This is a genomic window from Alkalimonas sp. (assembly GCF_020831925.1).
In the GTDB taxonomy this organism is placed as follows: domain Bacteria; phylum Pseudomonadota; class Gammaproteobacteria; order Enterobacterales; family Alteromonadaceae; genus Alkalimonas.
The window spans coordinates 1-24,393 of sequence record NZ_JAFIFQ010000003.1; the positions used below are offsets into that span (position 1 = coordinate 1).

The following is a 24,393-nucleotide window of genomic DNA, read 5'->3' on the forward strand; positions in this document are numbered from 1 at the left end:
CACCATCGACCTGCAGCCGTACTTTATGGCGCAGGCCGTTATCAACCAGCGCCTGGTGCACTTCGGCCAGGCCCAGCTCCCACGGGCTGCCGGCGTATTTAACCGATGTCAGCGGGCTGGCGCCGGTGCCGCCATCGTAGCCGGAAACGGTAATCAAATCGGCATAGGCCTTGGCCACACCGGTGGCTATGGTGCCGATGCCTGGCTCTGATACCAGTTTGACCGAGACCAGCGCTTTAGGATTGACCTGCTTTAAATCGAAAATCAGCTGGGCCAAATCTTCAATTGAATAAATGTCGTGGTGCGGTGGCGGTGAAATCAGCGTAACGCCAGGCACCGAATAACGCAGGTGGGCAATTTCAGCGGTGACTTTCTCACCCGGTAGCTGGCCACCTTCACCGGGCTTAGCACCCTGAGCCACTTTGATTTGCAGCACTTCGGCATTGACCAGATAGTGCGGCGTAACACCAAAGCGACCAGAGGCGATTTGCTTGATTTTGGAATTTTTTTCGGTGCCAAAGCGGCGTGGATCTTCACCGCCTTCACCGGAGTTTGAACGGCCACCCAGCCGGTTCATAGCAATAGCCAGCGCTTCGTGGGCTTCCGGGCTTAAGGCACCAATCGACATAGCGGCACTGTCAAAGCGCGGGTACAGTTCGGTATCCGGCGCGACCTGCTCCAATGGCAGTGGTGTATCGACCGGTTTAATGCGCAGCAGATCGCGGATATGAGCAATAGGGCGCTCATTCACCAGTTTGCTGTAGCGCTGGTAATCGCGGTAATCGCCGCTACGCACTGCCTGCTGCAGGGTTTGCACCACATCCGGGTTGTAGGCATGGTACTCGCCATCGTGCACGTATTTCAGCAAGCCACCATGATTCATGGGTTTGCGTTTTAGCCAGGCGATATGCGCCAGTTGCTGCACATCCTGCTGCAGATCGGCAAAACCAGCACCACCGATGCGCGAGTCGATATCGGCAAAGCAGAGCTGCATCACCTCTTTGCCCAAGCCGATGATCTCAAACAGGTTGGAGCAGCGGTAACTGGCGATGGTGGAAATCCCCATCTTCGACATGATCTTAAACAGGCCTTTGTTGATGCCTTTGCGGTAATTGAGCACAGCCTGGCGGGCACTTAGACTCAGCCTGCCTTTTTCCACCAGCTGCTCCACCGTCTCGTAAGCCATAAAAGGATAAACGCCGGTAGCGCCTAAACCAACCAGCACGGCGAAATGGTGCGGATCACGCGCTGTGGCTGTTTCGACAATAATGTTGGAGTCGCAGCGTAGCTGAGCTTTTACCAGGGCTTGTTGCACGGCACCTACTGCCATGGCGGCCGGGATTGGCAATTTACCAGGGCCGATATCGCGATCGGATAGGATCACCAGCACCACTTTCTCATCGCGTACTGCTGTGATCACGGCATCACACAGCTGGCGCAGTGCCTGCTCCAGGCTAAGCTGTTCCGGGGCAAAGTTTAGCGAAAACTGGCGGTGGCGGTAAAACTCATCATCGGCAGCTTTAAGTTGCTTCAGATCAGAATACATCATCACTGGCGATTCAAATTGAATACGACGGGCGTAACCGGCCGTTTCGCTAAACACATTGTGCTCGCGGCCTATGCTGGTCGCCAGCGACATCACATGGTTTTCGCGCAGCGGATCGATCGGCGGATTGGTCACCTGAGCAAATTGCTGCCGGAAATAATCAAACAGGTTGCGCGGTTTTTGCGACAGCACTGCCATCGGCGTATCGTCGCCCATAGAGCCGACCGCTTCCTGACCATCTTTGGCCAGCACCGTCATCACCTGATCGATTTCTTCGTAGCTGTAGTTAAACAGCTTGTGATAGACCTGCATGGTGTCATCATCAAACACTCGTTTGCCAATCAGATCAATTTCGTACTTTTCATACGGGATCAGACGCTGTACATTTTCATTCAACCAGGCGCGGTACGGGTGACGCTGTTTTAAATCTTCATCGATATCGCAGGAGCGCCAGACTTTGCCGGTGTAGGTATCCACTGCCAGCATTTCGCCCGGGCCAACCCGGCCTTTTTCCTGCACTTCATCCGGGCTGTAATCCCAGATCCCGACTTCGGATGCCAGCGTCAGTACCTGGTCTTTGGTGATGACAAAACGGGCAGGGCGCAGGCCGTTTCTGTCCAGGTTGCAGGCTACATGACGGCCATTGGTCATCACGATACCAGCCGGGCCATCCCAGGGTTCCATATGCATGGAGTTAAATTCGTAGAAGGCTTTTAAATCATCGTCCATCACCCGGTTGCCTTGCCAGGCAGGTGGCACCAGCAAGCGCATGGCGCGAAATAAGTCCATGCCACCGGCTAAAAACAACTCCAGCATATTATCCAGTGAGCTGGAATCCGAGGTGTCTTCTTTGACAAAAGGAGCGGCCTGCTGCAAATCGGGCAGCAGGGGCGAGCCAAATTTGTACTGGCGGGCGCGGGCCCACTGCCGATTGCCTTTAATGGTGTTGATTTCACCGTTGTGGGCTAAAAAGCGAAAGGGTTGTGCCAGCGGCCAGCGCGGCATGGTATTGGTGGAAAAGCGCTGATGGAACACGCAAATTGCGGTCTCCAGCCGGATATCGGCCAGATCCAGATAAAAGCGCGGCAAGTCAGCCGGCATCATCAGGCCTTTAAATACGGTAACCAGGCAGGAAAAGCTGGGGATATAAAAATCGGCATCATCGGCCAGCCGTTTTTCGATACGGCGGCGCACCATATAAAGGCGGCGCTCCAGATCGCGTTTACGCCAGCCGGGCTGGGCATTGACAAAGACCTGCTCGATTTGCGGCAAGGAAGCTACAGCGATAGGCCCCAGCACTGAATCATCAATCGGCATTTTGCGCCAACCGACCAGGCTGAGGGTTTCATTGCCGACTTCTTCTTCAATCACTTTGCGGGCAAAAGCAGCTTTGTCCGGATCCTGACTTAAGAACAGCATGCCAACGCCGTATTTTTTGCCGAGCGTCCAGCCATTTTCTTCGGCAATGGCTCGAAAGAAACTGTCGGGCTTTTGCATTAAGAGACCGCAACCATCGCCGGTTTTACCATCGGCAGAAATCCCGCCTCGGTGCTGCATGCGATCCAGGCCATTGATGGCGGTTCGCACCAGCTTATGGCTGGCTGCCCCTTCTAAGTGGGCGATCAGGCCAAAGCCACAGTTTTCCCGGGCTTGTGCGTGTTGGTACAACGCCATAACACACCTCCAAACTTGTCCAAATGGATATAAATATAGATTTTATGAATTTTTATTCTATTTGTGTGCGCGGCGTTAAACTGAAATAAAACAACAAAATAAGTTCAGTTTTTCAGTGTTTCTAGAGTAAAAGCTCTTAGAGCGTCTAGCCGTCTAAACAATATCAAGCTATAGGTATACCGGCTTTGCAGAGAAAAAGCAAGCAGACTTTTTGCACCCTAGAGTATAGAAAGTAATCAGTTGAATATGAAAATAAATTACACGAATTGCGGCTATTTCGGCTATCTATGGGGGTTGAGGCAGAAAAAAAGCTGCAGAAGCAGCTTTTGATAAATGCCAAATTATTCTGAAACTATGCGGTTAAACTTCAAAGGTGCCTTTTACCACGGCTTTGGCATTGGCCACCAACTGCCGACCTTTGGCCCAGACCTGGTCGATCTGCAAGTCTTCACGCTGAATGAGCACCAAATCGGCATCTTTGCCTGTGGCAAGACGGCCTTTTTGCTTCAGTCCAAGAATATCGGCTGGCGAGGCGGTAATGCTGCAAATCGCATCGGACAGTGGCACATCAAACTGCTGCACTGCCTGACGGGCCGATTGATACAAGGTACGAACCTGGCCAACTTCCAGCCCGAGCATGTTGCCTTTTTTATCATAAATCGGCAGGCTGGCATTGCCATCCGAGCTCATGGTCAGCTGCAGTACCGGAATGCCCTGGGCCAGACTAAGCGCCAATGCTTCGGCTGCAGCCACTTCACCATGTGCCAAATCGTAGGCAGTGGTGCTGGTGGTAAAATCCAGATAACCGCCTTGTTTGGCATAGCTAAGGCCGGCCGCAAACACATCCTGATTGCGGTTCATATGGGTTGGGTAGAACTGGGTTAATTCCAGTTCGCTGCCACTGACCGCATCCAGAATCGGTTGCAGTATGCTTTCGCCTGCGCCCATGTGGACACTGACAATGCCACTTTTACCCGACAAAATACCACCGACTCTGGCCGCTGCCGCGACTTTGCGAATTTCGCTGGTGGTCGGCTGGGAGGAGCGGTGATCGCTAATGGCAATCTCGCCAACACCGATAAACTTATCGATCAGGATTAAGTCGTCGGTAATGTTGCCGGTCAGGGTGCGGCAGGGGATTTCATACGAGCCGGTATGGCACCAGGTGCTGATGCCTTCTTCTTCCAGCGCATGCGCCTTGGCCAGCAGATTGGTCAAAGTGCGGGTAGTGGCATCGGTACCAAGCACGCCTATGGCGGTGGTGACGCCGCCTAAGGTCGCATCGGTCAGTTGCATTTCCGGTGTGCGGCTGGCAAAACCAGCTTCACCACCGCCGCCGATAAAATGCACCAGCGAATCGACAAAACCAGGCACCAGGTAATGACCGCGGGCATCGATTTCGGTCAGCGGCAGATTGCCGCTACCGCCAGCAAGCTCGTCGGCAATGGCCAGTATTTTACCGCCGCCAATCAGCACATCTTTTTGACCCAGCGGTTCAGGAGCCAGCACTTCAGCCCCTTTAAATAAAGTTAATCCGTTCACATACACCTCGTTATTGGTAGCCGATCGCCACTGCCAGCAGCATCGCCAGGCTGGCCAGTAAGAACAGCCACAAATACAGTTTCCAGGCAAAACGGGCCCACAGGGTCCAGTCCACCCGTACCACCCCGAGACAGCCAATCAGCGCTGCCGAGGTTGGGATAATGATATTGGTCAGGCCATCGCCCAGCTGAAATGCCAGCACGGCAATTTGCCGCGACAAACCGACTAAATCCGCCAAAGGCGCAATCAAAGGCATGGTCAGTGCAGCCTGGCCGGAGCCTGAGGCCACAAAGAAATTAAACACCGATTGCAGCACCAGCATAAACCAGGCCGATAGCCAGCCAGGTAAATCCCCCAGTGCCTGGCCGGAATAATACAGCAGAGTATTAAGTACGGAAGGCGTTTCCGGGTTATCGCCACCCAAAATCAGCACGATGCCCTTGGCCATGCCAACAATAAGCGCTGCTGGCAGCAACTCAGCCGCCCCTTGCTTAAAGGCATCGGCCGCGCCATTCACGGTAAGTCTGCCAGCTAACACCCCCAGCACGGCCACGACTAAGCCTATGGTAAAGAACTGACTGGCAATTTCCGGAATGTAGTACTCTCGTGTGGTGACACCCCAAATAATCCAGCTAAGGCCGGCAAAGAATGCCAGCAAAATCACCGTATCAACGCCGGTGTAATGGCTGTGCTCAGACTGCTTGCCTTGTTGCTGGGCTTTTACCTGCAGATCGCTGGCGTAACTTGGCGAAAGCTCAGGATTGGCCTTGATGCGTTTGGCGTAGCGCATGGTGAACACCAGGCCAAAAAGCGTCAGTACCAGCCAAAGCCCATAGCGAAACTCAGCACCGGACATCAGTGGAATATCAGCAATACCCTGGGCAATGGCAATGCTAAAGGGGTTCATCCAGGAGGCCGCAAAGCCGATTTGGGTGGCGACATAGGTCACCAGCACCGTAGTAATGGCATCGTAACCCAGCGCATACATCAGTGGCAGTAGCACAATGCAAAAGGCGATGGCCTCTTCCCCCATGCCAAAGATGGCCCCACCCAAAGAAAACAACAAAAACATGATGGGGATAAAGAGTGCCTCCATGTTTTTGGTTTTCTCTATCAGTGCCAGGATGCCATTGTGGATGGCACCGGTGCGCATGATGATGCCAAAGGCACCGCCAGTGATAAGAATAAAGGCAATGACGCCAATGGCCGAGCCCCACTTAGAGCCTGAGACCATGCCTTCAAAGGCATAATTTAAAAAGCCAATACCACCGCCTTCGGCGAACAGTGGCACTCCATGCTGTTGCTCGGTATCCAGCGCAAAGCTGGCCGGATCGATGCGTTGCTGCAGTCCGATCTCACCGTTTTGTTCAACTTCTACCTGCTGCATGCCAAAGCTGCCTGCCGGGATCAGGTGGCTGGCAATAGCGGCCAGTACCATCACGAAGAACAGGATCACAAAGGCATCAGGCATGTTGACCGGTTGTTTAACCGCGGTTTTCATAACGATTTAGCCTGTAACGTACCATTGAAAAGATAGGGGGGAGCCAGGCTCCCCCTTAAGGTTGCTTACTAGAATACTTACCTGTTAAAAGAAGTAAGTAAAGGATAAGCGATAACTACGGCCCATGGCGTTATGATTGATGGAATCAAAGCCGCGAGCACTGCCGAATACACGTGGAGGATCCCGATCCAGCAGATTATCGATGCTGAAGTTAATAGCTGCATTGTCAAAATCATAGCCGATGTTCGCCCGCAATGTGGTCCATGAGGCGACATTGCGACCACCATCTTCATTCAGCTCACCTAAGTCTTCCAGCTCCCAAATATTGCGACGACGCAAGCGGCTGATATCGTCTTCATAGGAAGAGGTATAGAGTGCGGTTAAGCCGAGGAACAAGTCATCGTTGCGCCAGGAGATGCGGGCACTACCAATGTTGCGTGGATAGCGGTAGGTGCCTACCAGCGACTCGATTTCATCCGAGCCTGCTTTATTGCGTTTAAACGACAGGTAGTTGGTCCAATCGATGTCCAGCCCTAAGCGACCACCGGCAAAGTCCAGCGTATGCTTGAAGCTGATATCCAGGCCTTTAACTTCTTGCTGACCTACGTTTTCCAACTGAATCACGTGATCCCGCAGCAACGGAAGTTCAGCAAATCGAGGGTTGAATGCAGCATCGTAGGCTTCCAGTATTTCGCTCAGATTAGCCCCTTGCTGATCAATACGAAGGCCAGCGGTATCGGTCACCTGACAGACATCTGGATTGTAAGCAATACCAATTTGGCCTTGCGGTACCAAACCACAATGACGGATCGAGGCGTCGTTCGCGGTACGGGCCAGCATGGCGGTCATATCGGTATCCACCAGGCGTTTGTGTTCAAACTGCCAGTAGTCAACCGTAATAGTGGTATCACGGGTAGGGCTCCAGGCCAGGCCTAGGCTGATAGACTCAGACGTTTCAGCTTGCAAATCAGGGTTACCCAGTTCCAGCACATTAGGGCTGCTGGTAAAGCTCTGGCCATCACAGTAGAGATCGGATACGGTCTGGTTAGCCGAACAGTCATAGGTAGCTGTTGTGGTGCGAAGCTGCACACCCGCCTGAGTCAGCGATGGCGCGCGGAAAGAGGTTGCCCAGGAGCCACGCAGAATCAGTTCATCCACCGGACGCCAAGTCAGGCCTACTTTCGGGTTGAAAGTACCGCCAAAGTCGTTGTAATGATCGTAACGTCCAGCAGCCAAGAGCTCGACCCGCTCAGCCAGTGGTACATAGATTTCGGCAAAAGCGGCGGCCTGGTTGCGGCTGGCGGCAGATAAACTGGAACCGAAACCAAATACATCCACCAGGTAGTCATTTTCCGGGCGGGCGCGGGCATTTAACGATGGGGTATCGGTAATTTCTTCGCGGCGAAGTTCCAGGCCAAGGGCGGCACCAACAAAGCCGTGTGGCATTTCAAACAACTCACCGCTAAAACGGGCATCCCAGCCATAGACGGTGCTGCGACCATCCCGGGTAGGCACTTCTTGTGCCAGAGCTAAAATAGCTTCGTTGGCTGGGTCATTTTGCAAGAAGGGGTTGTATACCCCAGCCAGGCCAGCACCTGAAGCACAGGTCAGATCAAAACCATCGTAATTGGCAATGCTACCATCCTGGCACAGCTCACCTGCAATACCTGCGTGGTATTTGTAGCGATTGTAAATGCCGGCCACCGCTTCCTGCTTGGACTTTGAACGTGATAACAAAATAGCACTTTCCCATTCCCAATGACCAATATCACCGCCCAAGGAAGACACAAAGCGAATGGCTTCACTTTCTACTTCAATGGTACGAGGATCATTAAAGCGGGCATCAAATTGGAAGCCCCACAGACGCTGGCCAGCCGGTGAAAAGAAAGGATCAATCCAGATTTCATCATTACCAAAATAGATGAAATTAGAGTCACGGGTCACGCCGGGGAAGATATCCAAAGCATCTTCCTGTACCCAGGCACCTTCACTGTCATCCAATTGATCAATAGGGGCGGGGCTGGAGAACGCCGTGGATTTGGTGCGGGTATAGAACAGATCCGTATTCCAACGCAGCCCATTGGCTAAATCGCGGTTAAACATAAAACCAACAGCAGCACTTTTGAACGGGCTTACCAGCACATCGTCTTCGTTGCTGTAGTAAGCACAGATTTCCTCACCAAACTCGGTGGTGACAAAGTCCGTTTTACAATCCGGGCTACCGATCTCATCACCGCTGCGTGCAGAGTTAAAATAAATATTTGGCGTACCTTTGGGTAAGTAAGAGTAGTTACTGACCAGTGCCGGCTCACGGGTAAAGCTGCGATCCTGAGCGGTCAGCATTTTACGGTCAAAGTAATCGGCGAATACGGTCAGGTTGCCACCAGCGACCTGGCGCCCCATCACAAAATTAATGTTGGCTCGGCCATCATTGCTCGAAGCAGTGCTGTTGCCGTAGCTCAGGTTTAGCTCGGCGCCATCGTAGTCGCTTTTTAAGATGTAGTTGATAACACCGGCTACTGCATCGGCACCGTAAATGGCTGAGGCACCGGTCGCCAGTACTTCTACCCGCTCAATCGCAGCCAGCGGGATGCTATTGATATCGACAAAGTTCTGGGTGCCGGCGGCAAAGGAAGATGCAGCAACCCGGCGGCCGTTGATTAGGGTTAAGGTTGAGGCTGGACCTAAACCACGCAAAGAGGCCGCTGCCTGCCCACCTGGCGTTGAGGTAGAAGTGGCACCACTTTCGGAGGTGGAGAAAGTTCCGCTACCACCACGAACCTGACCCAGGTCGCGCAGCAGTTCATAGATATCGCTGGCACCTGAGTTTTTGATGTCTTCGGAGGAAATAACCACCAGAGGCTGAGTGCCTTCCAGATCGACCCCGCGAATACGAGAACCGGTGACTTCAATTCGCTCAAGTTTGGCTTCTTCGGTCGCCGCTTGTTCATTCGCCAGTAGTGGACTCGAAACCAAAGCCGTTGCAATAGCTGTGGCTAAAACTGAGATTTTACGCATGTTGTTACACCTGTGCTGTACGACGGGCAGCATGCCAACCGACCATTGCTCAGCAAAAGCAAAAGGCAGCAGGTCAAACCGCGGGCGTCGATGTAGTTTTCGTTAGTTCTGGTAAAAATTAGTGGGCAGGAACAAATAACACCTGCCGGTCAGGGATGACCGGATGTGCTATTCGTTAAACCACTCAGAGAGGTAGTATGACGAATAGTGATATGAGCTAAGCTGTACTGCTTTTTTCAGCATATCGCTACCCTGGGACAAAAATGCGTCAAATTCTGCCTATAGATTTATCTCTAATTGGCAAGGAAGTCAATACAGGATACTCTATGCAGCGATAAAAAATAATAATAAAAATCGTCTCAATCCATCCGATAAGCAATGAAGTGACCTTATGAATCCAATGAATTATATCAAACGAACTATCGCATTTTTTCCGCTAATCGCTGCTTTTTCGCTGCACTCTAACGAAGTTATCCAAAGTGGCCACCAGATGATGTTGGTAGGTGGCGGGGTCAGTATTTGCACGTCTGAAGCACCAGGGAGTTGTTTACCCGATACGCGGTTTGAACATGATGACAAGCCGTCTTCTGGCAAGTTTCAGGTAGAGCAAGTGGCACTTTTGCAGAGTAAGGATCCTTTTTCACGTGATTTGATACTGGATTTTGTGCGCCAGGCAGCACAGTTATCTGGCAAAGAGCAACCAGAGGTGTTGGTGGTTACCGCTTCATCCCGCAACCCTTTTGCCGCGGTTGATTTTTACCTGGAGCTATTTACCCAGGCGGGGGCTAAGGTGCGCTGGTTGCCCATCCACGCAGCCTATCAGCAAGCGCAACGGCTTGGGGCTGAGTCTGGCTGTGCTCAGTTAGATACTTTGTTCGAGCAATACCATGGCCTGACCGAGCCTGGGAAAGAGCACCCGAATTTAATGGTTTATCAACAGCAGTTTTGTCAGTTTGGTTCTGAGCACAGTGTTGCTTTGATTGACGCTGCCGATGCAATTTTTTTTAATGGTGGCGATCAGTCGATGACCCTGCAGGCGCTTCGAGGCCTTGACGGAGCTGCAACGCCAGAGCTAACAGCCATAGAGCGGGGGTTAAAAGCAGGTACTTTATTAGTGGGTGGCACCAGTGCTGGTACTGCTGTCATGTCCGGTAGTGAGCCTGCAGCTGTTCCGATGATTACCAATGGCGATTCACGCTATGCGCTCGCTTTTGGGGCCCATGCGGTAGAACCACCTGAGCGTGACTGTGCCGAACATGGCACTTGCCCGGCTGGTTTGCATGAGAGCTCCTTAACTTACAAGGCAGAAGGTGGTGCTGCTCTTTTTCCATGGGGTATTTTGGATACGCACTTTTCTGAACGTGGGCGCGAGGGGCGGTTACTTGAGCTGGCTCTGGCGACCGACACCCGTTTTGGTTTTGGTGTCGATGAAGCGACCGCTCTGTGGGTTTATGTACCTAAAGCAGGCTCAGATGACGTGTGGTTTGAAGTGCAAGGACGAGGAGGTGTGTTTATCCTTGATCTGTCGACTGCTCAACAGGACCAAAAAGCGGATGGAAAGCGAGTTCGTCAGGTCGTGACGCACTATTTAACGCATGGCGACAAGGCCAGGCTGCATCAAGGCGAGCTTAGCATTCAGTTTGCTGACTGGAAGCATGGGGTTGCAGACGATGCTGCAAAGCCGCAACAACTGAATAAGATCTTGCAGCATGATCATTTTCAGCAGTTAGCTCATCATTTGTGCGTCAGCAATCAGAAGACTGCCAGCGGACAAGACCAGCTGGCAGCCACCAGATTCTTATTGCAATTAAGTCGCAATGACCAGAGCAAAAGCAAGCCAGGCGTAATAGTAAAAGATGACCAAGCGTTTCGTTTTTGCTCGTATCAGCATATGCTGCTAGAGCTTAGCGTAGCAGCGAACCCTTAGCAGGCAGAGTAGAATTGAGCAGATAAAGAGGCATTGATGACGGTTCAACCTGTACATCCGATGGTAAAAGGTCTGGCAGAACGATTACGGCAGTGGGGTTGGCTCAAGCTGATGGCGCTGGTGCTGTTGTTCGTTGTTATGGCCGCGACTTTGCTGGCACTCGGTGTATCGGTACTGCTTGGTGCTGGTATCCATTGGGATACGGTTTTAACTGTCTTGCTCCTCACCTGCCTGATTGGTCCCTTGGTATTGGCGCTGGTGTTTTATCTGATTGAACAACTGGATGCCACTTTGTTGTATCTGGAAGATTCCAGCCGCCAGGAAAAAGTACTGAATCAGCACCTGCAGGAAAATATCCGCCAGCTGAACTTTGAAATCGAAGAGCGTAAAAAAGCTTTTCAGGCCAAGCGTAGAGCCATTGATGAGTTGCGCAAAGAAATTCTTGAGCGTAAAAAAGCTCAGCAGGAGCTGGAAGAGCAGACCTTGCTGATCCGCTCCATCGTTGATAGCTCGCCCGATTTATTCTATTACCGGGATGAAACGGGCCGCTTTGCCAGTTGCAATAAAATGTTTGAAGTTACCATGGGCAAACCGGCCGCTGAGCTGCTTGGACGCCATCCGGCAGATATCTTCAAAGATGATACGGTGCCTTCTGCGATTTTAAGTGACCACGAAGTAACGACCCAACAATCCGAGCTGATCCTGGATGTGGAATTTACCGATAGCAAAGGACAGAGTCTTTGGTTTGAAATGCGTAAGGTGCCGTTTTTTGATAAGCAAGGGCGCTCCATTGGCTTGCTGGGTTTTGGCCGGGATATCACCTCACGTAAGCTGGCCGAGCAAGCGTTGGAGAAGGCCTATCAGGACAAAGGCAAGTTTATTGCAACGTTAAGCCATGAGCTGCGCACTCCGCTGAATGGCATTGTTGGTTTAACCAGACGCCTGCTGGACAGCGAACTGGCAGAATCACAACGCAGCTGGAGTCAGACTATCTTTACCAGTGCCGAAACTCTTGGAAATATTTTCAATGATATTATTGATTTAGATAAAATTGACCGCCAGGATCTCGATATTGTTTATCAGAACATCGAAATCAATGGCTTTGTCACCGATATCAAAAACTTTGCCGAACTGATTTGCCAGCAAAAAGAGCTGGATTTTGAGTTGGTTTTGCATGCTCCAGCTGACTGCTATTTGCAGCTGGATCCAACCCGGGTACGTCAGGTGCTTTGGAATCTGCTGAATAATGCCGTGAAATTTACCGCCAAGGGCCGTATCAGTTTGTATTGTGAGCTACTGCAACACGACAACACCCAATTGTTGTTAAAAGTGATCGATACCGGCATTGGCATCAGTCAGCATGAACAAAAGCGTATCTTTGATATGTATTACAAGTCCAACGATGGCCGTCGTTTGAGTGTGGTTGGTTCGGGGATCGGTTTATCGGTTTCAAAAGCCTTGGTGGAGGCGATGGATGGTTCCCTGACGTTAGAAAGTTCGGTGGGTGCGGGCAGTTGTTTTGAAATCTTATTGCCGACCCGCTTGGTTAGTCGGCCCACACAGCAGGCGATTGATTGTCCGGAGCTCACTATCTTGTTGGTTGAAGATGTACCTCTCAATGCAGACATCGCTATTAGTTTGTTGGAGCAGCGTGGTCATACTGTGATTCATGCTGAAACCGGAGAAGATGCGCTGGCATTACTGGAAACGGAGGATGATCTGGATTTGGTGCTGCTCGATATGCAGTTACCGGATATGACCGGTGATCAAATTGCCAGGACGATGCGCCAGGAGATGCACCTGAAGCATTTGCCTATCGTTGTACTCAGTGCCAATGTGCGCAAAGCGGAAGAGCAACTGGCTGGGATCCGGATTGATGGCGCTTTGGCAAAGCCACTAAATACCAACAATCTGGATCAATTACTGGCGCAGTTGTTTTCGCCCAGCGCCTTAAAGACAGCCACCACTCAACCTACGGTAGAGTCGGATTATATGCTGGATCTGGCAACCCTGGATGATTATATGCAATCGCTGGGCAAAGAAACTATGCTGCGCAGCGCTAAGTTGTTTGCACAGTTGTTGCCAGGTTACATTAACAAGATGCTGGAAGAAGCCGTGCATCAACGGTTGAATGCTTTCAAGGATGCAGCGCACACCCTGAAAGGGGCCGCATCATCGGTTGGTTTGCATTGGGTGCAGAAGCAGGCTAAAAAATACGAGGCGCTGTCGGAGCCCAATTGGCAACAGCTGGAACGACAGTTGGTAGACTTCCATTTAACAGCAGAGCGGCACTTGGCCGCTCTGTATGACTATTTGGAAAAGGATAGCTGATTAATCTTTATCGATATTACCGACAAAGCGGTAACCTTCACCGTGAATGGTGCTGATCAGCTCTGGCGTATCCATGTCGGTCTCAAAATGCTTACGGATACGACGAATGGTTACATCTACGGTCCGATCATTCGGACGCAGTTCACGGCCTGTCATATGGCGGATCAATTGCTCACGGGTAAAGATTTTTCCTGGGGTATCCAGCATCAGACGCAAGGCGCGGTATTCGCCTTTTGGCAAGCGGCGTGACTCACCTTTTGGCGACGTCAGGTTGCGGCTATTCTCATCCAGCGTCCAGCCATTGAAGGTCACTACGCTTTTGTGCTCTTCCACCACAGGTTGTGCTACCGTGCGGCTTAACAGGTTGCGAGCGCGGATGGTTAATTCACGTGGGTTGAATGGCTTGGTCAGGTAATCATCGGCACCAATTTCCAGCCCCAGAATACGATCGACTTCGCTATCGCGACCAGTCAGGAAAATCAGGCCAATTTTTTCTTTTTGACGCAATTCACGCGCCAGAATTAAGCCGTTTTTACCAGGCAGATTGATGTCCATCACGATTAGATTGACTTTGCTTTCAGCCAGGCGCTGATTCATTTCTTCACCATTGATGGCTTCAATCACATCGTAGCCTTCACCTTGAAACAGGCTGACCAGATTGGTGCGAGTAACTTCTTCATCTTCAACAATTAGAACGACAGGGGTCTGCATATAATTAACCTTATGTGAATTTTGTTTGATTTGTGATTCAATGTGACGCTTTGATATGACAGAACATTGTCAATTAGTTCTCAATTATAGCTTTACTTGGCTTTGTTAACAAGTAGTATTGTTAACATTTAGCGCATCCTAAAGTAATTCACCGCATTTGCATGTTTAAATTCATAAAAATCAATTGGTTGAACTTTATTTTGTATCTCTTATCAACACCGGAAACTCGATAAAAACATGGACGCCCTCACCAATAGAGCTTTCCAGCTGAATTTTTCCCCGCAATGCCTGAGTCACCAGGTTGTATACCAGATGGAGACCAAGGCCGCTGCCACCTTCACCTCGCTTAGTAGTGACAAAGGGATCAAAAATACGCTTACGAATTTGCTCTGGTACACCAGCACCATTGTCCTGATAAATCAATTGGCAATGGTTATTCTCTGTGGTCACGGTGATGATGATTTTTCCTTTATCCTGGTCACTGAAGGCATGGATCAGACTGTTCATAATCAGGTTGATCAGAATCTGATTGATTGGGCCCGGCTTGCTTTCAAGCAGCAGCTCTTCCGGGCAATTGACCACCACTTCATGACTGGTTTTTTTTAAGTTTGGCCGCAGTGACAGCAATACTTCATTAATTAACTGCAACATATTAAAAGTACGTGCACTATCGCTGGATTGATCAACGGCAACCTGTTTAAAGCTTCGAATCAGGCTAGCCGCACGTTCCAGGTTACGGTAGACAATGCCAAGGTTTTCCTGGGCTTCGCCAATAAAGCGCGATAATTGGGAGGAGGTAAGCTTTTTATCCTGAAAGTTCTGTTCTATCACTTTCAACTTATCTTGCAGTAAGGTTGATGCAGTGATGCCCAGGCCTATGGGCGTATTTACTTCATGCGCAATTCCCGCAACCATCTGACCAAGGCTGGACATTTTTTCGGTTTCGACAATCTGGTTTTGATACTGATGCAAGGTCTCCAGTGTGTTTAGTAGCTCCTGGTTCGATTCCTTTAATGCCTGGGTTCGCTCCGAAATCTTTTGCTCCAAGCCCTGGTTAAGCTGGCGAATTTCCTGCTCAGCACTTTGCAGCTTATTAAACTGACGCTCAATTTTATCCAGCATCAGGTTCAGGGCTTTACTGAAGGATTCTACTTCATCCAGGTTCGTTTGCGGCACGCGCAAACTAAAGTCTTGGGTTTTGGTAATGATTTGAACCTGCTCCAATAAGCCTTTAATGGGCCTGGTTAACCAGCGCTGTAGTCGGTTGGCAGCCAGAAAGGCCAGCAACAACGCCAGCACTGCAATGGCAATATCGGATAAAATGCGGTTTTGGGTATAGCCGGATAACTCTGCCTTGGTCGCACGTAAATAGGTATAGCCTATGAGTTGACCGGAAAACTCTATTGGCGCCATCACTTCAAGATGATTCCGGCTTTGCTTTGGTTGTAACAGCTCTGGCAAACGATGAAACTGTGTCGGGTAGGGGCCTATGGTTTGACGGTTGTAACTGCTGAAAAATACCGGCTCAGACGCCTCGGGATCCAGGCTATAAATATGGATATTATTGATCATAGGAACTGCAGAAAAAGCCTGCAGCTGCTGTTCTAACAGATCAGTGTCATTGTTATAAAGCCCGGTGGCTGAGCTGATGGCAATAATGGTGGCGTAGGCCTCCAGCTGGTGCTGAAGTTTGCGGTATTGCGCATTGATATCATGAATGCTGGATAGGGCAAGTGATGCAATCAGTGTCAGGCTACAAATCAGCATTACAATGCTGATTAACATTCCTTTTATGGAAAAAGTTTTTTGCATCATAGAGTTGTCATATTCCAAACCAACAATGGCATGTCAGTATTCACCTGACTATGATGTTATGCAGAAAACCATAATTTCGCAAACTACTGGCTTGTTTTTTTATGCTTGGAAGGCAACTCTGCAGATGGAGGTTCTGATGACACCATGGCAATTGTATCAAAACGTAGTCTTTATTAGTTATCAGCCTTTTGCCACTATGAGCAGTTTTGCCATTATCAGTGCAATTAATCCTGCAGGTAAAATGGCCCCGGCCGGGCAAAATCTTTGTCGCCATATGGCCTTTGCTGCCAGCTTGCACGATGCCAGAGTGCGCTATCGGAAAGTCACAGGAGCATCCCCAGATTTTAAGCACCTGGAGCCAAGTTGGGCTGTGTTTTGTAGCCGGCATCAGGCGGTGGAGTATGCGTTGGACTGGCAGCAAAATGCGCTGTACTGGGTAGAAGACGATGAGCTTTGGCTGCTACCTGCATTGTTGCAGCAAGAGCCGGTGGCTTTGGGCTGTTTTTCGCAGCGCTTAATCCTCGCGCCTTAAGATACGTAATATGGGCTCTAGCTCCATCCCCAGTTGAGCTTCTAATTGTCGTCTGTCCATGCGTTGACGGATTTGCGCTACTTCTGATTCTGGCTGCTGTAAGAATGGCTGAAAATCGGTGACGCAGATGCAGCGCACCCCAGCTTCTTGTTGATCGGGTAGCTGCATCAGCCGGTACAGCTGGTGTGGGCAGGGTAAGGTGCGGTTTGGCTGCTGCAGGCAGGTGTCAGTTGCCGTCGTGGCCATGGCTGAAAAAGTCAGGCCGGACAAGGCTGTTCCCAGTAATACCGCCTTTACACCCATGTGTTATTTCCTCGATTTTAAACACTGGTAAATGGTAAAACCATGCGCTTGTGCCAGTATAGTACAATGACCAAAGCTTTCCTGTAGCCAGCTCTGGTAGGGCAGATGATTGTTAGCAACCAGCGTCAGGCTACCTCCAGGAGATAACCTGTAAGGGCAGGCTCTGATAAAAGCTTCTGCAATGCTGTAATCCGTTTTCTGACCGGTGTGAAAGGGAGGGTTGCTGACTATGTGCTCGAATTGCGCAGGCGTATCCGGCAACCCATCGGCAGCCAGCACGGTGCCAGTTAGCCCATTGGCTGCTAGTGTTGCTTGGGCGGCTGCAGTGGCGAGGGTGCTGACATCGGAGGCATAGAGCTCAATCGATGGCTGGCTTGCTTTTAAATAAGCCGCGATAACACCACAACCACAGGCAAAGTCCAGCACCCGGCCAGACTGAATGTGCGCCAAATGCTGCAGCAACAAGGCTGTGCCTTTATCCAGACTGCCATGACTGAACACCCCAGGGTAGGAGTGAAGGTGTAATTTAATGTCGTTTAGTGTGACAGCAAAGGTTTGGGCGCGGATGGTACTGGCTGGTAAGCGACCATTGACGACAAACCAGAGGGCATGGCGGGCATTGTCCAGTTTATGAGCGCTCAGCTCACTGCTTTGCAGCTGTTTGGGTAATGTTTTGATACCGCTTTTATTGTCGCCCACCACAAAGATGTCGGCGTTTTCTGCCAGCACCGGCTGCAACTGCTGCAGCATCAACGTCAGCTGCTCTTTGCTTTTCGGGTAAAACAGCACCGCTGTTTCAAAGCGTTCGGCAAACTCGGGCTTAAGCCCTGAGCTGCAGCGGTAACCGGCGTGCTGCCAGCGGGCAGCTACCGCTACATGGCTGCTGTAGACTGCGATTTTTTGGCGGTGATCGCTTGGTAGCTGGCCAGCCAGCTGATCCAGCGGCGGCTCCACCAGCAAGCTTGGGCCGGTTAAATCGGCCAGGTTTCGCAGCAGCATCTGGCTGGCACTGCTAAGCATTTGGCTGGCGCTAGCGGACATCTTAATGCTCCCGCTTAAACATCAGATCCCAGACGCCATGGCCAAGCTTTTTACCGCGTAGCTCAAACTTGGTGACGGGGCGATGGGTTGGGCGTTCCACATAGTCATTGCTGGCCGACAGGTTGCTAAAGCCTTCCGCGGCCTGCATCACTTCCAGCATATGTTCGGCGTAATGCTGCCAGTCGGTAGCCATATGAAAAACACCGCCAATCGCCAGCTTGCTACGTAGTTGCTGCACAAAGTCGGCTTGCACAATGCGGCGTTTGTGGTGTTTTTTCTTTGGCCATGGGTCTGGGAAAAACAACTGAATGGTAGTAAGGCTGTTATCTGGGATCATCTGAGCCAATACTTCAACAGCATCGTGCTGGAACACCCGCAGATTGCTGATACCGGCTGCAGCAGCATCTGCCAGGCAGGCGCCAACGCCAGGGCGGTGCACTTCAATGCCAATAAAGTTTTTTTCCGGGGCTGCTGCTGCCATTTGCACCAGAGATTTGCCCATGCCAAAGCCAATTTCCAGTACCGTATCGGCTTTGCGGCCAAACAAGGTGGCTAAATCCAGTAGCTCGGGTTTAAACTCAACGCCCATGGCGGGCCAGTGTTGTTCCAGCGCCAGTTTTTGTGCCTTGGTTAAGCGGCCTTCACGCAGGACAAAGCTACGAATTTTACGCATATAAGACGTGGTTTCTGCGCTTTCGTCAGCGGCTGTGGTTGGCTGTTCGCTCATGGCGGGCTCCGGTAATGGGTTATTTATGCGCCTGTTATTCACCTGTCATGTATCTTACAAGGCATCTCAGGCTGGCAACGATTGGTAGCCGCGTATTATCGGTGTTCTTAAGCAGAAGCTCAACCCGCTTTTTTCCACATAGCCTCGCTTCACCGGGCTATGGCATACTAGCGGGGTTTTCAATGCGGAGGCTGTGTGCAGAGTACTGACTTATCCGATAATCATCCGTTTGCTGCCGATCAATTTGCTGCGCTGGTGATTGGCTGGCAACAGCAGCAAGGGCGCCATGACATGCCCTGGCAGCAAGCCATCACCCCATACAAGGTGCTGGTATCCGAGCTGATGCTGCAGCAAACCCAGGTGACTACCGTCATTCCTTATTTTGAGCGCTGGTTACAGCGCTTCCCAACCATTGAAGCTCTGGCAGAGGCCGAACAGGATGAGGTGATGACGTTGTGGCAGGGGCTTGGCTACTACGCCCGGGCGCGGAATCTGCATAAAGCGGCTCAGGCCATTGCCGAGCGTGGTAGCTTCCCGGATGATTTGGACAGCCTGCAGCAAATCCCTGGTATAGGCCGTTACACCGCCGGCGCTATTATGTCCTTTGCCTACGATGCCTATGGCCCTATTGTCGATGGCAATGTGCGGCGCTTATTTTGCCGTTTGTTTGCCTTAGAAGGCTACGCCGGCCAAAGCAAGCTGGAAAAACAGCTGTGGCAGCTGGCAGAACAACTTACCCCAAAGCAGCACAACCGCCGCTTTGCCCAGGGCTTGCTGGATTTAGGCGCTACGCTTTGCACCGCCAGGCAACCCGACTGTGTCCGCTGTCCACTGCAAGGAGACTGTAAAGCGTACGAACGGCAACAGGTCGATCAGTTTCCAATGGCAAAACCGAAAAAAGCCAAGCCAAGCCGGCAGGGCCACTTTTTATGGGTGCAGCAGCAGGGCCAGTTGTTGCTGGAGCAACGGCCGGATAAAGGCATTTGGTCTTCGCTACTAACCTTGCCGGAGGTGGCAGCTGAGCACCCGCTGCTGCAGCAGGCCGAGCCGATAGGCAGCTTTCGCCATCAGTTCAGTCACTATCAGTTGGATGCCACCATCTGGCAACCCCGGCAGCAGGTGCAGGAGTCGCCTCAGCATGGCTGGTATGCCAGTCGGCAACTGGCCGATATTGCCTTGCCGGCACCGATTCGCAAGTGGATTGAGCAGCAATTAAAGCATTCCACAGCCGATTAAGATAAACTAGATGAAACCATTGCGTTAAGAGGCCAGTATGTCACGTACCGTTTATTGCCAGTATCTGAAAAAAGAAGCCGCCGGCCTGGACTTTCAGTTGTATCCTGGCGAGTTGGGCAAACAGATTTTCGACACCATCAGTAAAGAAGCCTGGGGCCTTTGGCAAGCCAAGCAAACCATGCTGATCAATGAAAAGAAACTCAATATGATGGACCCTGAGCACCGCAAACTGCTGGAAGCTGAAATGAAAGCTTTTTTGTTTGAGGGCAAAGAGGTTGCCATTGAAGGCTATACGCCGCCAAAAAGCTGATTCGGCTTTTTCTATCGGACTTATGGGAGACCAGGCTAAGCCATGGCGCGACGATTACCCCCGCTGAATGCTTTAAAAGCCTTTGAATCTGCAGCCCGGCATCTGAGCTTTACCAGAGCCGCCGAAGAGTTGTTTGTCACCCAGGCCGCCATCAGTCATCAAATCAAAGCGCTGGAAGATCACCTGGGCCTGAAGCTGTTTTTACGCAAAAACCGCTCTTTATTGCTGACCGAAGAGGGGCAGGGCTACTTTCAGGATATCCGGGAAATTTTTTTGCAGCTGCACGATGCCACCGAGAAGCTGCTGGCCCGTGGCGCCAAGGGCTCTCTCACCGTGAGTATGCAGCCAAGCTTTGCCATTCAGTGGCTGGTGCCCAGGCTCAACTTATTCAGTGAACAGCATCCGGATATTGATGTGCGCATCAAAGCGGTCGATCAGGACGAAGGTTCACTGACCGACGATGTCGATGTGGCGGTCTATTATGGCCGCGGCAACTGGCGCAATCTGCGCTCAGACAAGCTGCAGGCCGAGTACCTGCTGCCGGTGTGCTCGCCACTCTTGCTAAGCTCTGGTAAGCCGTTGTCGGAAGTGACCGATTTGCGTTTTCATAATCTGTTGCACGATGGCTCACGCAAAGCCTGGAAGTCCTGGTTTGCCAGTCAGGGTTACAAGCATTTTAATGTCAATCAGGGGCCTATTTTCAGCCATTCGTCGATGGTATTGCAGGCGGCCATTCATGGTCAGGGTGTGGCACTGGCGCACAATGTGCTGGCGCGGCCAGACATCAGCTCAGGTCGCTTAATTGTGCCCTTTCATCATGTGCTCTTGTCCAAAGATGCTTACTACCTGGTGTGCCGGGATAGTCAGGCCGATTTAGGGAAAATCACCGCCTTTCGCCAATGGCTGACGGCCGTGGTGCAGCAGGAGCAGGAACAATTTAATGAGCAGCAATTTACCAATGCCGTCGCCGCTGATTGAGCGCCCGGCTAAGCCGGTGGCGCGTTTGCTGCTGGCGCATGGCGCAGGTGCTGGCATGCAAAGCGACTTTATGCAGTGGCTAAGCACAGCTTTGGTCGCCGCAGGCATCGAGGTGTGGCGCTTTAATTTCCCCTATATGCAGCAGCAAGTTGCCGAGCAAAAAAAGCGCCCGCCAAACCCGATGCCAAAGCTGCAGCAGGCTTTTCTTCAGCAGGTGCAGCAATGCCCCAGCGACTTACCGCTGTTTATTGGTGGCAAATCGATGGGAGGACGGGTTGCCTCCATGCTGGCGGTGGATAAGGGCTTGCCGATTGTCGGCGTGCTGGCTTATGGCTATCCATTTCATGCGCCAGGCAAGCAGCAGTTCCGCACCGAGCATTTTGCTGAACTTGCCAGACCGCTGCTGATCCTGCAGGGCGAGCGCGATACCTTTGGCAATACAGCAGAGCTGGCCGATAAGCACTGGCCTGACGTGAGCCTGAACTGGCTGACGGATGGCGATCACAGTTTTAAACCGCGCAAGAAAAGCGGGGTCACTCAGTTACAGTTGATTACTGAGGCGGCTGTCATCAGCCGGGCCTGGATCGACACGCAGCCAGAGGTTCAGATTAAGGCGCAGACCGCGGCGCAGGTCGAGGCACAAATCGAGGCGCAGCATGAACAGCGCTAACCTGCTTAAATTAAGCCGCAGCCTGGCCGGGCTCTATGGTGCTGCTTTGGTGGCTTTATCGGCGGTCACCATGCACCTTGGCTTGAAACAACTTACCGTGGCAGAGCTTGCCGCGGTAGTCAGTGCCTTGTCGATGCTGGCTGTACATACCCTGGCTCTGTTGCTGCTAAGCAATAAGCCATCGCCCGGCAAACTGGAAACAGCAGCTCTGCTCTGCTGGCATCTGGGCACCTGGCTCTTTGTCTATACCTTGTTGGCTGGCGTGTGGCAGTTACCATGGCACCTTGGCCGTTTAGCTCCCTTTGGGGGGCAATTGATGATACTGGGTTGGTTGCTGCTTGCCATCAGCCCCTGGTTTGGGAAGCGCGCATGAAGCAATTATTGCTCTATTGTCGTTCTGGTTTTGAAAAAGACTGTGCGGCGGAAATTCAGGATAAAGCAGCTCAGCATGAGGTGTTCGGTTATTGCAAACTCAGCAATCACAGCGCCTATGTGATTTTTGAAGCCTACGACGGTGAAGCTTTAGTGCATTTCTTTCGTACCTTTGCTTTGTCGCAACTGGTGTTTGCCCGCCAGTGGTGTTTGCTGCTGGAACCTTTGCTGGAGCTACAGCCGCACGATAGAGTCAGTACAGTGCTTGAAGCTGCAGCAACGCACGAGGTGCAGGGCTGTGGTCAGTTGCGGGTGGAATACCCGGAAACCAATGACGGTAAAACCCTGTCGACCCTGGCGCGCAAACTGACGGTGCCACTGCGGCTGGCGCTGCGCAATCAGGGTGCTTTAACGGCGAAAGAGCGGGATGATAAGCCGGTGCTGCATCTGTTTTTACTCTCCGGCAGTGAGGCCATGCTGGGCCTGAGCTACCCGAAGAACAACAGCCCGCTTGAAAACGGCATTATGCGGTTAAAGTCACCGAAAGATACACCCAGCCGCAGTACGCTGAAGCTGGAAGAAGCCTTTCTTACCTTCATTCCGGCCAGTGAGCGGCCGCAGCGGTTGGCTTCTGGTTTAAGGGCAGTGGATTTAGGTGCCAGCCCGGGCGGCTGGACCTATCAGCTGGTGCGGCGCAGCATGATGGTGACCGCCATCGACAATGGCCCTATGGATCCGGCGCTGATGGAAAGCGGCCAGGTTAAACACTTGCAGGTGGATGGCTTTAAATTCCAGCCCGCCAAGCAAAATGTCTATTGGTTGGTCTGCGATATGATTGAAAAGCCTGATCGGGTGGCGATGCTTATTTGCGATTGGTTTATCAACGGCTGGTGTCAGGAAAGTATTTTCAATCTGAAACTGCCGATGAAAAAACGCTACGAGATGGTCGAGCAAGTGCTGGAGCAGGTGCATCTGCGTTTGCATGAAGCCGGCATCCGCTATCAGTTGCAGGCCAAGCATCTGTACCACGACCGTGAAGAAGTGACGGTGCATATTCAGCGAAAATCATAGCCAAATGTCGCTGTTCGCTTTTAAAAACCGCAGCCTTAGCCAGGGGCGGTTTTTTATTGGGATAACAGCTGGATCGTCGTTTTAGGCGCAGCAATGCGGCAATTGAAAAATAAAGACGCCACCAGCAGATCTCCGGGCAAAAACCCCGCGTATACTGAGTAACTCTACCTTGGGCTGTCCTGGCCCGAACTTATGCAGGAAAATTTCTTATGAAAAAGTTTACCGCGTTATTGTTGATCACCTGCATGCACGGCTTTTTCGCTCACAGCGCATTAGCGCAAGAAAGAACCGCTCTGGTGCCTTTGCCTTCAGTCGACGATTTCAGCAGAGGCCAGGATGGCTGGGCTTTGGGGTTGGGCCTTGGCATTGAGTACGAGACTCTGTACGAAGGCTCCGACGAATTTGGCTTTGAGCTGGATCCGGCGGGTGCCCTGCAATGGCGCCGCGGCAATGATATTTTCTTCTGGGCGGGGGAGGCTCTTGGCTGGCGTGGCCTTCGCGCAGATATCTGGTTATTGGAAGCGCTGATTGGTTTTGATGAAGGCCGTGAAGAAGGGGACTCGAAAAAAGGCTACCTGGATGGACTCGGCGACAATGATGAGAGCTTCGAGCTGGTGCTGCAAGCACGCCGTGCTTTCGATGCCGATTGGCGCTATTGGCTGGTTGGCCGGGTTGTCACTGGCAGCAATGGCAATCTTGGTTTATTTGGCGTGGGGCGGCGGTTCGGCGATAAACTGGATGGCTCCGGCTCGGAGATTAATGTCGTTGCGGTATTTCACGATAGCAAATTCGCCAATAACGATTTCGGCATAACCGCCCAGCAATCGCTGGCATCCGGTTTGAATGAAACCCGGTTAAGTGGTGGTTTTCGCTCGCTGGGGGTCAATTACAATTATCGCTACATCATCAATGACAACTGGCAGATTTTCGGTGAAGCGCTGTATGAGCATTACAGCAGCAAGGTGCAGGACAGCCCCATTGCCCGCAGCAAGTATGAAGCCGAAGTAGGTATTGGGTTTATTTACGTTTTCTAGCCGACAGCTGGTAAGCCATGCGCCCTATGGGCGCAAGGCTTAACTGTTCGCTGG

At 51.6% G+C, this 24,393-nt stretch carries 19 protein-coding genes; 10 read left to right on the forward strand and 9 right to left on the reverse strand.

The window, feature by feature from the left end; genetic code table 11:
• From gltB to JJU14_RS01660, 4 genes are all read right to left on the reverse strand, one after another.
• Nucleotides 1-3,220 (reverse strand): glutamate synthase large subunit (gene gltB / locus JJU14_RS01645; RefSeq protein ID WP_228610859.1); only part of this gene is annotated, 3,220 nt, incomplete at its 3' end.
• Nucleotides 3,221-3,580: 360 nt separating this feature from the next.
• Nucleotides 3,581-4,762: a beta-aspartyl-peptidase gene (gene iadA, locus JJU14_RS01650; protein WP_228610860.1), complete on the reverse strand. Its 1,182-nt coding sequence runs from the start codon at nt 4,760-4,762 to the stop codon at nt 3,581-3,583.
• Nucleotides 4,763-4,772: 10 nt separating this feature from the next.
• Nucleotides 4,773-6,263: a putative basic amino acid antiporter YfcC gene (gene yfcC / locus JJU14_RS01655; RefSeq protein WP_228610861.1), complete on the reverse strand. Its 1,491-nt coding sequence runs from the start codon at nt 6,261-6,263 to the stop codon at nt 4,773-4,775.
• An 84-nt stretch (nt 6,264-6,347) separates the two neighbouring features.
• Complete coding sequence (locus JJU14_RS01660; RefSeq protein WP_228610862.1) at nt 6,348-9,281, reverse strand: TonB-dependent receptor; 2,934 nt, start codon at nt 9,279-9,281, stop codon at nt 6,348-6,350.
• A gap of 391 nt (nt 9,282-9,672) precedes the next feature.
• Between JJU14_RS01660 and JJU14_RS01665 the strand changes: the two genes are divergently transcribed.
• Together JJU14_RS01665 and JJU14_RS01670 are read left to right on the forward strand one after the other, a co-directional pair.
• Nucleotides 9,673-11,208 carry a cyanophycinase gene (locus JJU14_RS01665; RefSeq protein ID WP_228610863.1) on the forward strand — a complete coding sequence of 512 codons (1,536 nt, stop codon included), beginning with the start codon at nt 9,673-9,675 and terminating at the stop codon, nt 11,206-11,208.
• A gap of 36 nt (nt 11,209-11,244) precedes the next feature.
• Complete coding sequence (locus JJU14_RS01670) at nt 11,245-13,539, forward strand: ATP-binding protein (protein ID WP_228610864.1); 2,295 nt, start codon at nt 11,245-11,247, stop codon at nt 13,537-13,539.
• Here the strand turns inward: JJU14_RS01670 and arcA are convergent, their stop codons facing one another.
• Nucleotides 13,540-14,250, reverse strand: a complete 711-nt coding sequence (arcA, locus tag JJU14_RS01675; protein WP_228610865.1) for a two-component system response regulator ArcA — start codon at nt 14,248-14,250, stop codon at nt 13,540-13,542.
• 195 nt (nt 14,251-14,445) lie between these two features.
• On the reverse strand, nt 14,446-16,017 hold the full coding sequence (locus JJU14_RS01680; RefSeq protein WP_228610866.1) for a HAMP domain-containing sensor histidine kinase: 1,572 nt from the start codon (nt 16,015-16,017) through the stop codon (nt 14,446-14,448).
• 184 nt (nt 16,018-16,201) lie between these two features.
• Here JJU14_RS01680 and JJU14_RS01685 point away from each other — a divergent pair, with 184 nt between their 5' ends.
• Nucleotides 16,202-16,597 carry a DUF3293 domain-containing protein gene (locus JJU14_RS01685; protein WP_228610867.1) on the forward strand — a complete coding sequence of 132 codons (396 nt, stop codon included), beginning with the start codon at nt 16,202-16,204 and terminating at the stop codon, nt 16,595-16,597.
• Here JJU14_RS01685 and JJU14_RS01690 read toward each other — a convergent pair.
• From JJU14_RS01690 to trmB, 3 genes are read right to left on the reverse strand one after another with little or no spacing between them, the layout of a single operon-like run.
• On the reverse strand, nt 16,580-16,900 hold the full coding sequence (locus JJU14_RS01690) for a hypothetical protein (RefSeq protein ID WP_228610868.1): 321 nt from the start codon (nt 16,898-16,900) through the stop codon (nt 16,580-16,582). The genes JJU14_RS01685 and JJU14_RS01690 overlap by 18 nt on opposite strands.
• 3 nt (nt 16,901-16,903) lie before the next feature.
• Entirely contained in the window at nt 16,904-17,941 is a 1,038-nt protein-coding gene (locus JJU14_RS01695) for a class I SAM-dependent methyltransferase (protein WP_228610869.1), read from the reverse strand.
• Between the two features lies 1 nt (nt 17,942).
• On the reverse strand, nt 17,943-18,668 hold the full coding sequence (gene trmB, locus JJU14_RS01700) for a tRNA (guanosine(46)-N7)-methyltransferase TrmB (protein ID WP_228610870.1): 726 nt from the start codon (nt 18,666-18,668) through the stop codon (nt 17,943-17,945).
• A gap of 195 nt (nt 18,669-18,863) precedes the next feature.
• On the opposite strand from trmB, the gene mutY reads away from it, so the two are divergent.
• The 7 genes from mutY (at nt 18,864) to JJU14_RS01735 (ending at nt 24,339) form a co-directional block, all read left to right on the forward strand.
• The gene (gene mutY / locus JJU14_RS01705) at nt 18,864-19,904 is read left to right on the forward strand and encodes an A/G-specific adenine glycosylase (RefSeq protein WP_228610871.1); all 1,041 of its coding nucleotides are present in this window, start codon (nt 18,864-18,866) and stop codon (nt 19,902-19,904) included.
• Nucleotides 19,905-19,941: 37 nt separating this feature from the next.
• Nucleotides 19,942-20,214 (forward strand): oxidative damage protection protein, encoded by a 273-nt coding sequence (locus tag JJU14_RS01710; RefSeq protein WP_228610872.1) that lies wholly within the window; start codon nt 19,942-19,944, stop codon nt 20,212-20,214.
• A gap of 42 nt (nt 20,215-20,256) precedes the next feature.
• Complete coding sequence (locus JJU14_RS01715; RefSeq protein ID WP_228610873.1) at nt 20,257-21,192, forward strand: transcriptional regulator GcvA; 936 nt, start codon at nt 20,257-20,259, stop codon at nt 21,190-21,192.
• Entirely contained in the window at nt 21,155-21,862 is a 708-nt protein-coding gene (locus JJU14_RS01720; RefSeq protein WP_228610874.1) for an alpha/beta family hydrolase, read from the forward strand. Before JJU14_RS01715 ends, JJU14_RS01720 begins: the two co-directional genes overlap by 38 nt.
• A complete protein-coding gene (locus JJU14_RS01725) occupies nt 21,849-22,235 on the forward strand; it encodes a DUF423 domain-containing protein (protein WP_228610875.1) in 387 nt (128 codons plus the stop codon). The genes JJU14_RS01720 and JJU14_RS01725 overlap by 14 nt, the downstream gene beginning before the upstream one ends.
• The gene (rlmM, locus tag JJU14_RS01730; protein WP_228610876.1) at nt 22,232-23,305 is read left to right on the forward strand and encodes a 23S rRNA (cytidine(2498)-2'-O)-methyltransferase RlmM; all 1,074 of its coding nucleotides are present in this window, start codon (nt 22,232-22,234) and stop codon (nt 23,303-23,305) included. Before JJU14_RS01725 ends, rlmM begins: the two co-directional genes overlap by 4 nt.
• A gap of 209 nt (nt 23,306-23,514) precedes the next feature.
• Nucleotides 23,515-24,339 (forward strand): MipA/OmpV family protein, encoded by an 825-nt coding sequence (locus tag JJU14_RS01735; protein ID WP_228610877.1) that lies wholly within the window; start codon nt 23,515-23,517, stop codon nt 24,337-24,339.
• The last annotated feature ends 54 nt before the right edge of the window (nt 24,340-24,393 follow it).

Excerpts from the sequence above, each read along its gene's own strand:
- yfcC (WP_228610861.1), bottom strand. The coding sequence starts at position 6,263 with ATGAAAACCGCGGTTAAACAACCGGTCAACATGCCTGATGCCTTTGTG.
- JJU14_RS01660 (WP_228610862.1), bottom strand. The coding sequence starts at position 9,281 with ATGCGTAAAATCTCAGTTTTAGCCACAGCTATTGCAACGGCTTTGGTT.
- JJU14_RS01665 (WP_228610863.1), top strand. The coding sequence starts at position 9,673 with ATGAATCCAATGAATTATATCAAACGAACTATCGCATTTTTTCCGCTA.
- JJU14_RS01670 (WP_228610864.1), top strand. The coding sequence starts at position 11,245 with ATGACGGTTCAACCTGTACATCCGATGGTAAAAGGTCTGGCAGAACGA.
- arcA (WP_228610865.1), bottom strand. The coding sequence starts at position 14,250 with ATGCAGACCCCTGTCGTTCTAATTGTTGAAGATGAAGAAGTTACTCGC.
- JJU14_RS01680 (WP_228610866.1), bottom strand. The coding sequence starts at position 16,017 with ATGCTGATTTGTAGCCTGACACTGATTGCATCACTTGCCCTATCCAGC.
- JJU14_RS01685 (WP_228610867.1), top strand. The coding sequence starts at position 16,202 with ATGACACCATGGCAATTGTATCAAAACGTAGTCTTTATTAGTTATCAG.
- JJU14_RS01690 (WP_228610868.1), bottom strand. The coding sequence starts at position 16,900 with ATGGGTGTAAAGGCGGTATTACTGGGAACAGCCTTGTCCGGCCTGACT.
- JJU14_RS01695 (WP_228610869.1), bottom strand. The coding sequence starts at position 17,941 with ATGTCCGCTAGCGCCAGCCAAATGCTTAGCAGTGCCAGCCAGATGCTG.
- trmB (WP_228610870.1), bottom strand. The coding sequence starts at position 18,668 with ATGAGCGAACAGCCAACCACAGCCGCTGACGAAAGCGCAGAAACCACG.
- JJU14_RS01710 (WP_228610872.1), top strand. The coding sequence starts at position 19,942 with ATGTCACGTACCGTTTATTGCCAGTATCTGAAAAAAGAAGCCGCCGGC.
- JJU14_RS01715 (WP_228610873.1), top strand. The coding sequence starts at position 20,257 with ATGGCGCGACGATTACCCCCGCTGAATGCTTTAAAAGCCTTTGAATCT.
- JJU14_RS01720 (WP_228610874.1), top strand. The coding sequence starts at position 21,155 with ATGAGCAGCAATTTACCAATGCCGTCGCCGCTGATTGAGCGCCCGGCT.
- JJU14_RS01725 (WP_228610875.1), top strand. The coding sequence starts at position 21,849 with ATGAACAGCGCTAACCTGCTTAAATTAAGCCGCAGCCTGGCCGGGCTC.
- rlmM (WP_228610876.1), top strand. The coding sequence starts at position 22,232 with ATGAAGCAATTATTGCTCTATTGTCGTTCTGGTTTTGAAAAAGACTGT.
- JJU14_RS01735 (WP_228610877.1), top strand. The coding sequence starts at position 23,515 with ATGAAAAAGTTTACCGCGTTATTGTTGATCACCTGCATGCACGGCTTT.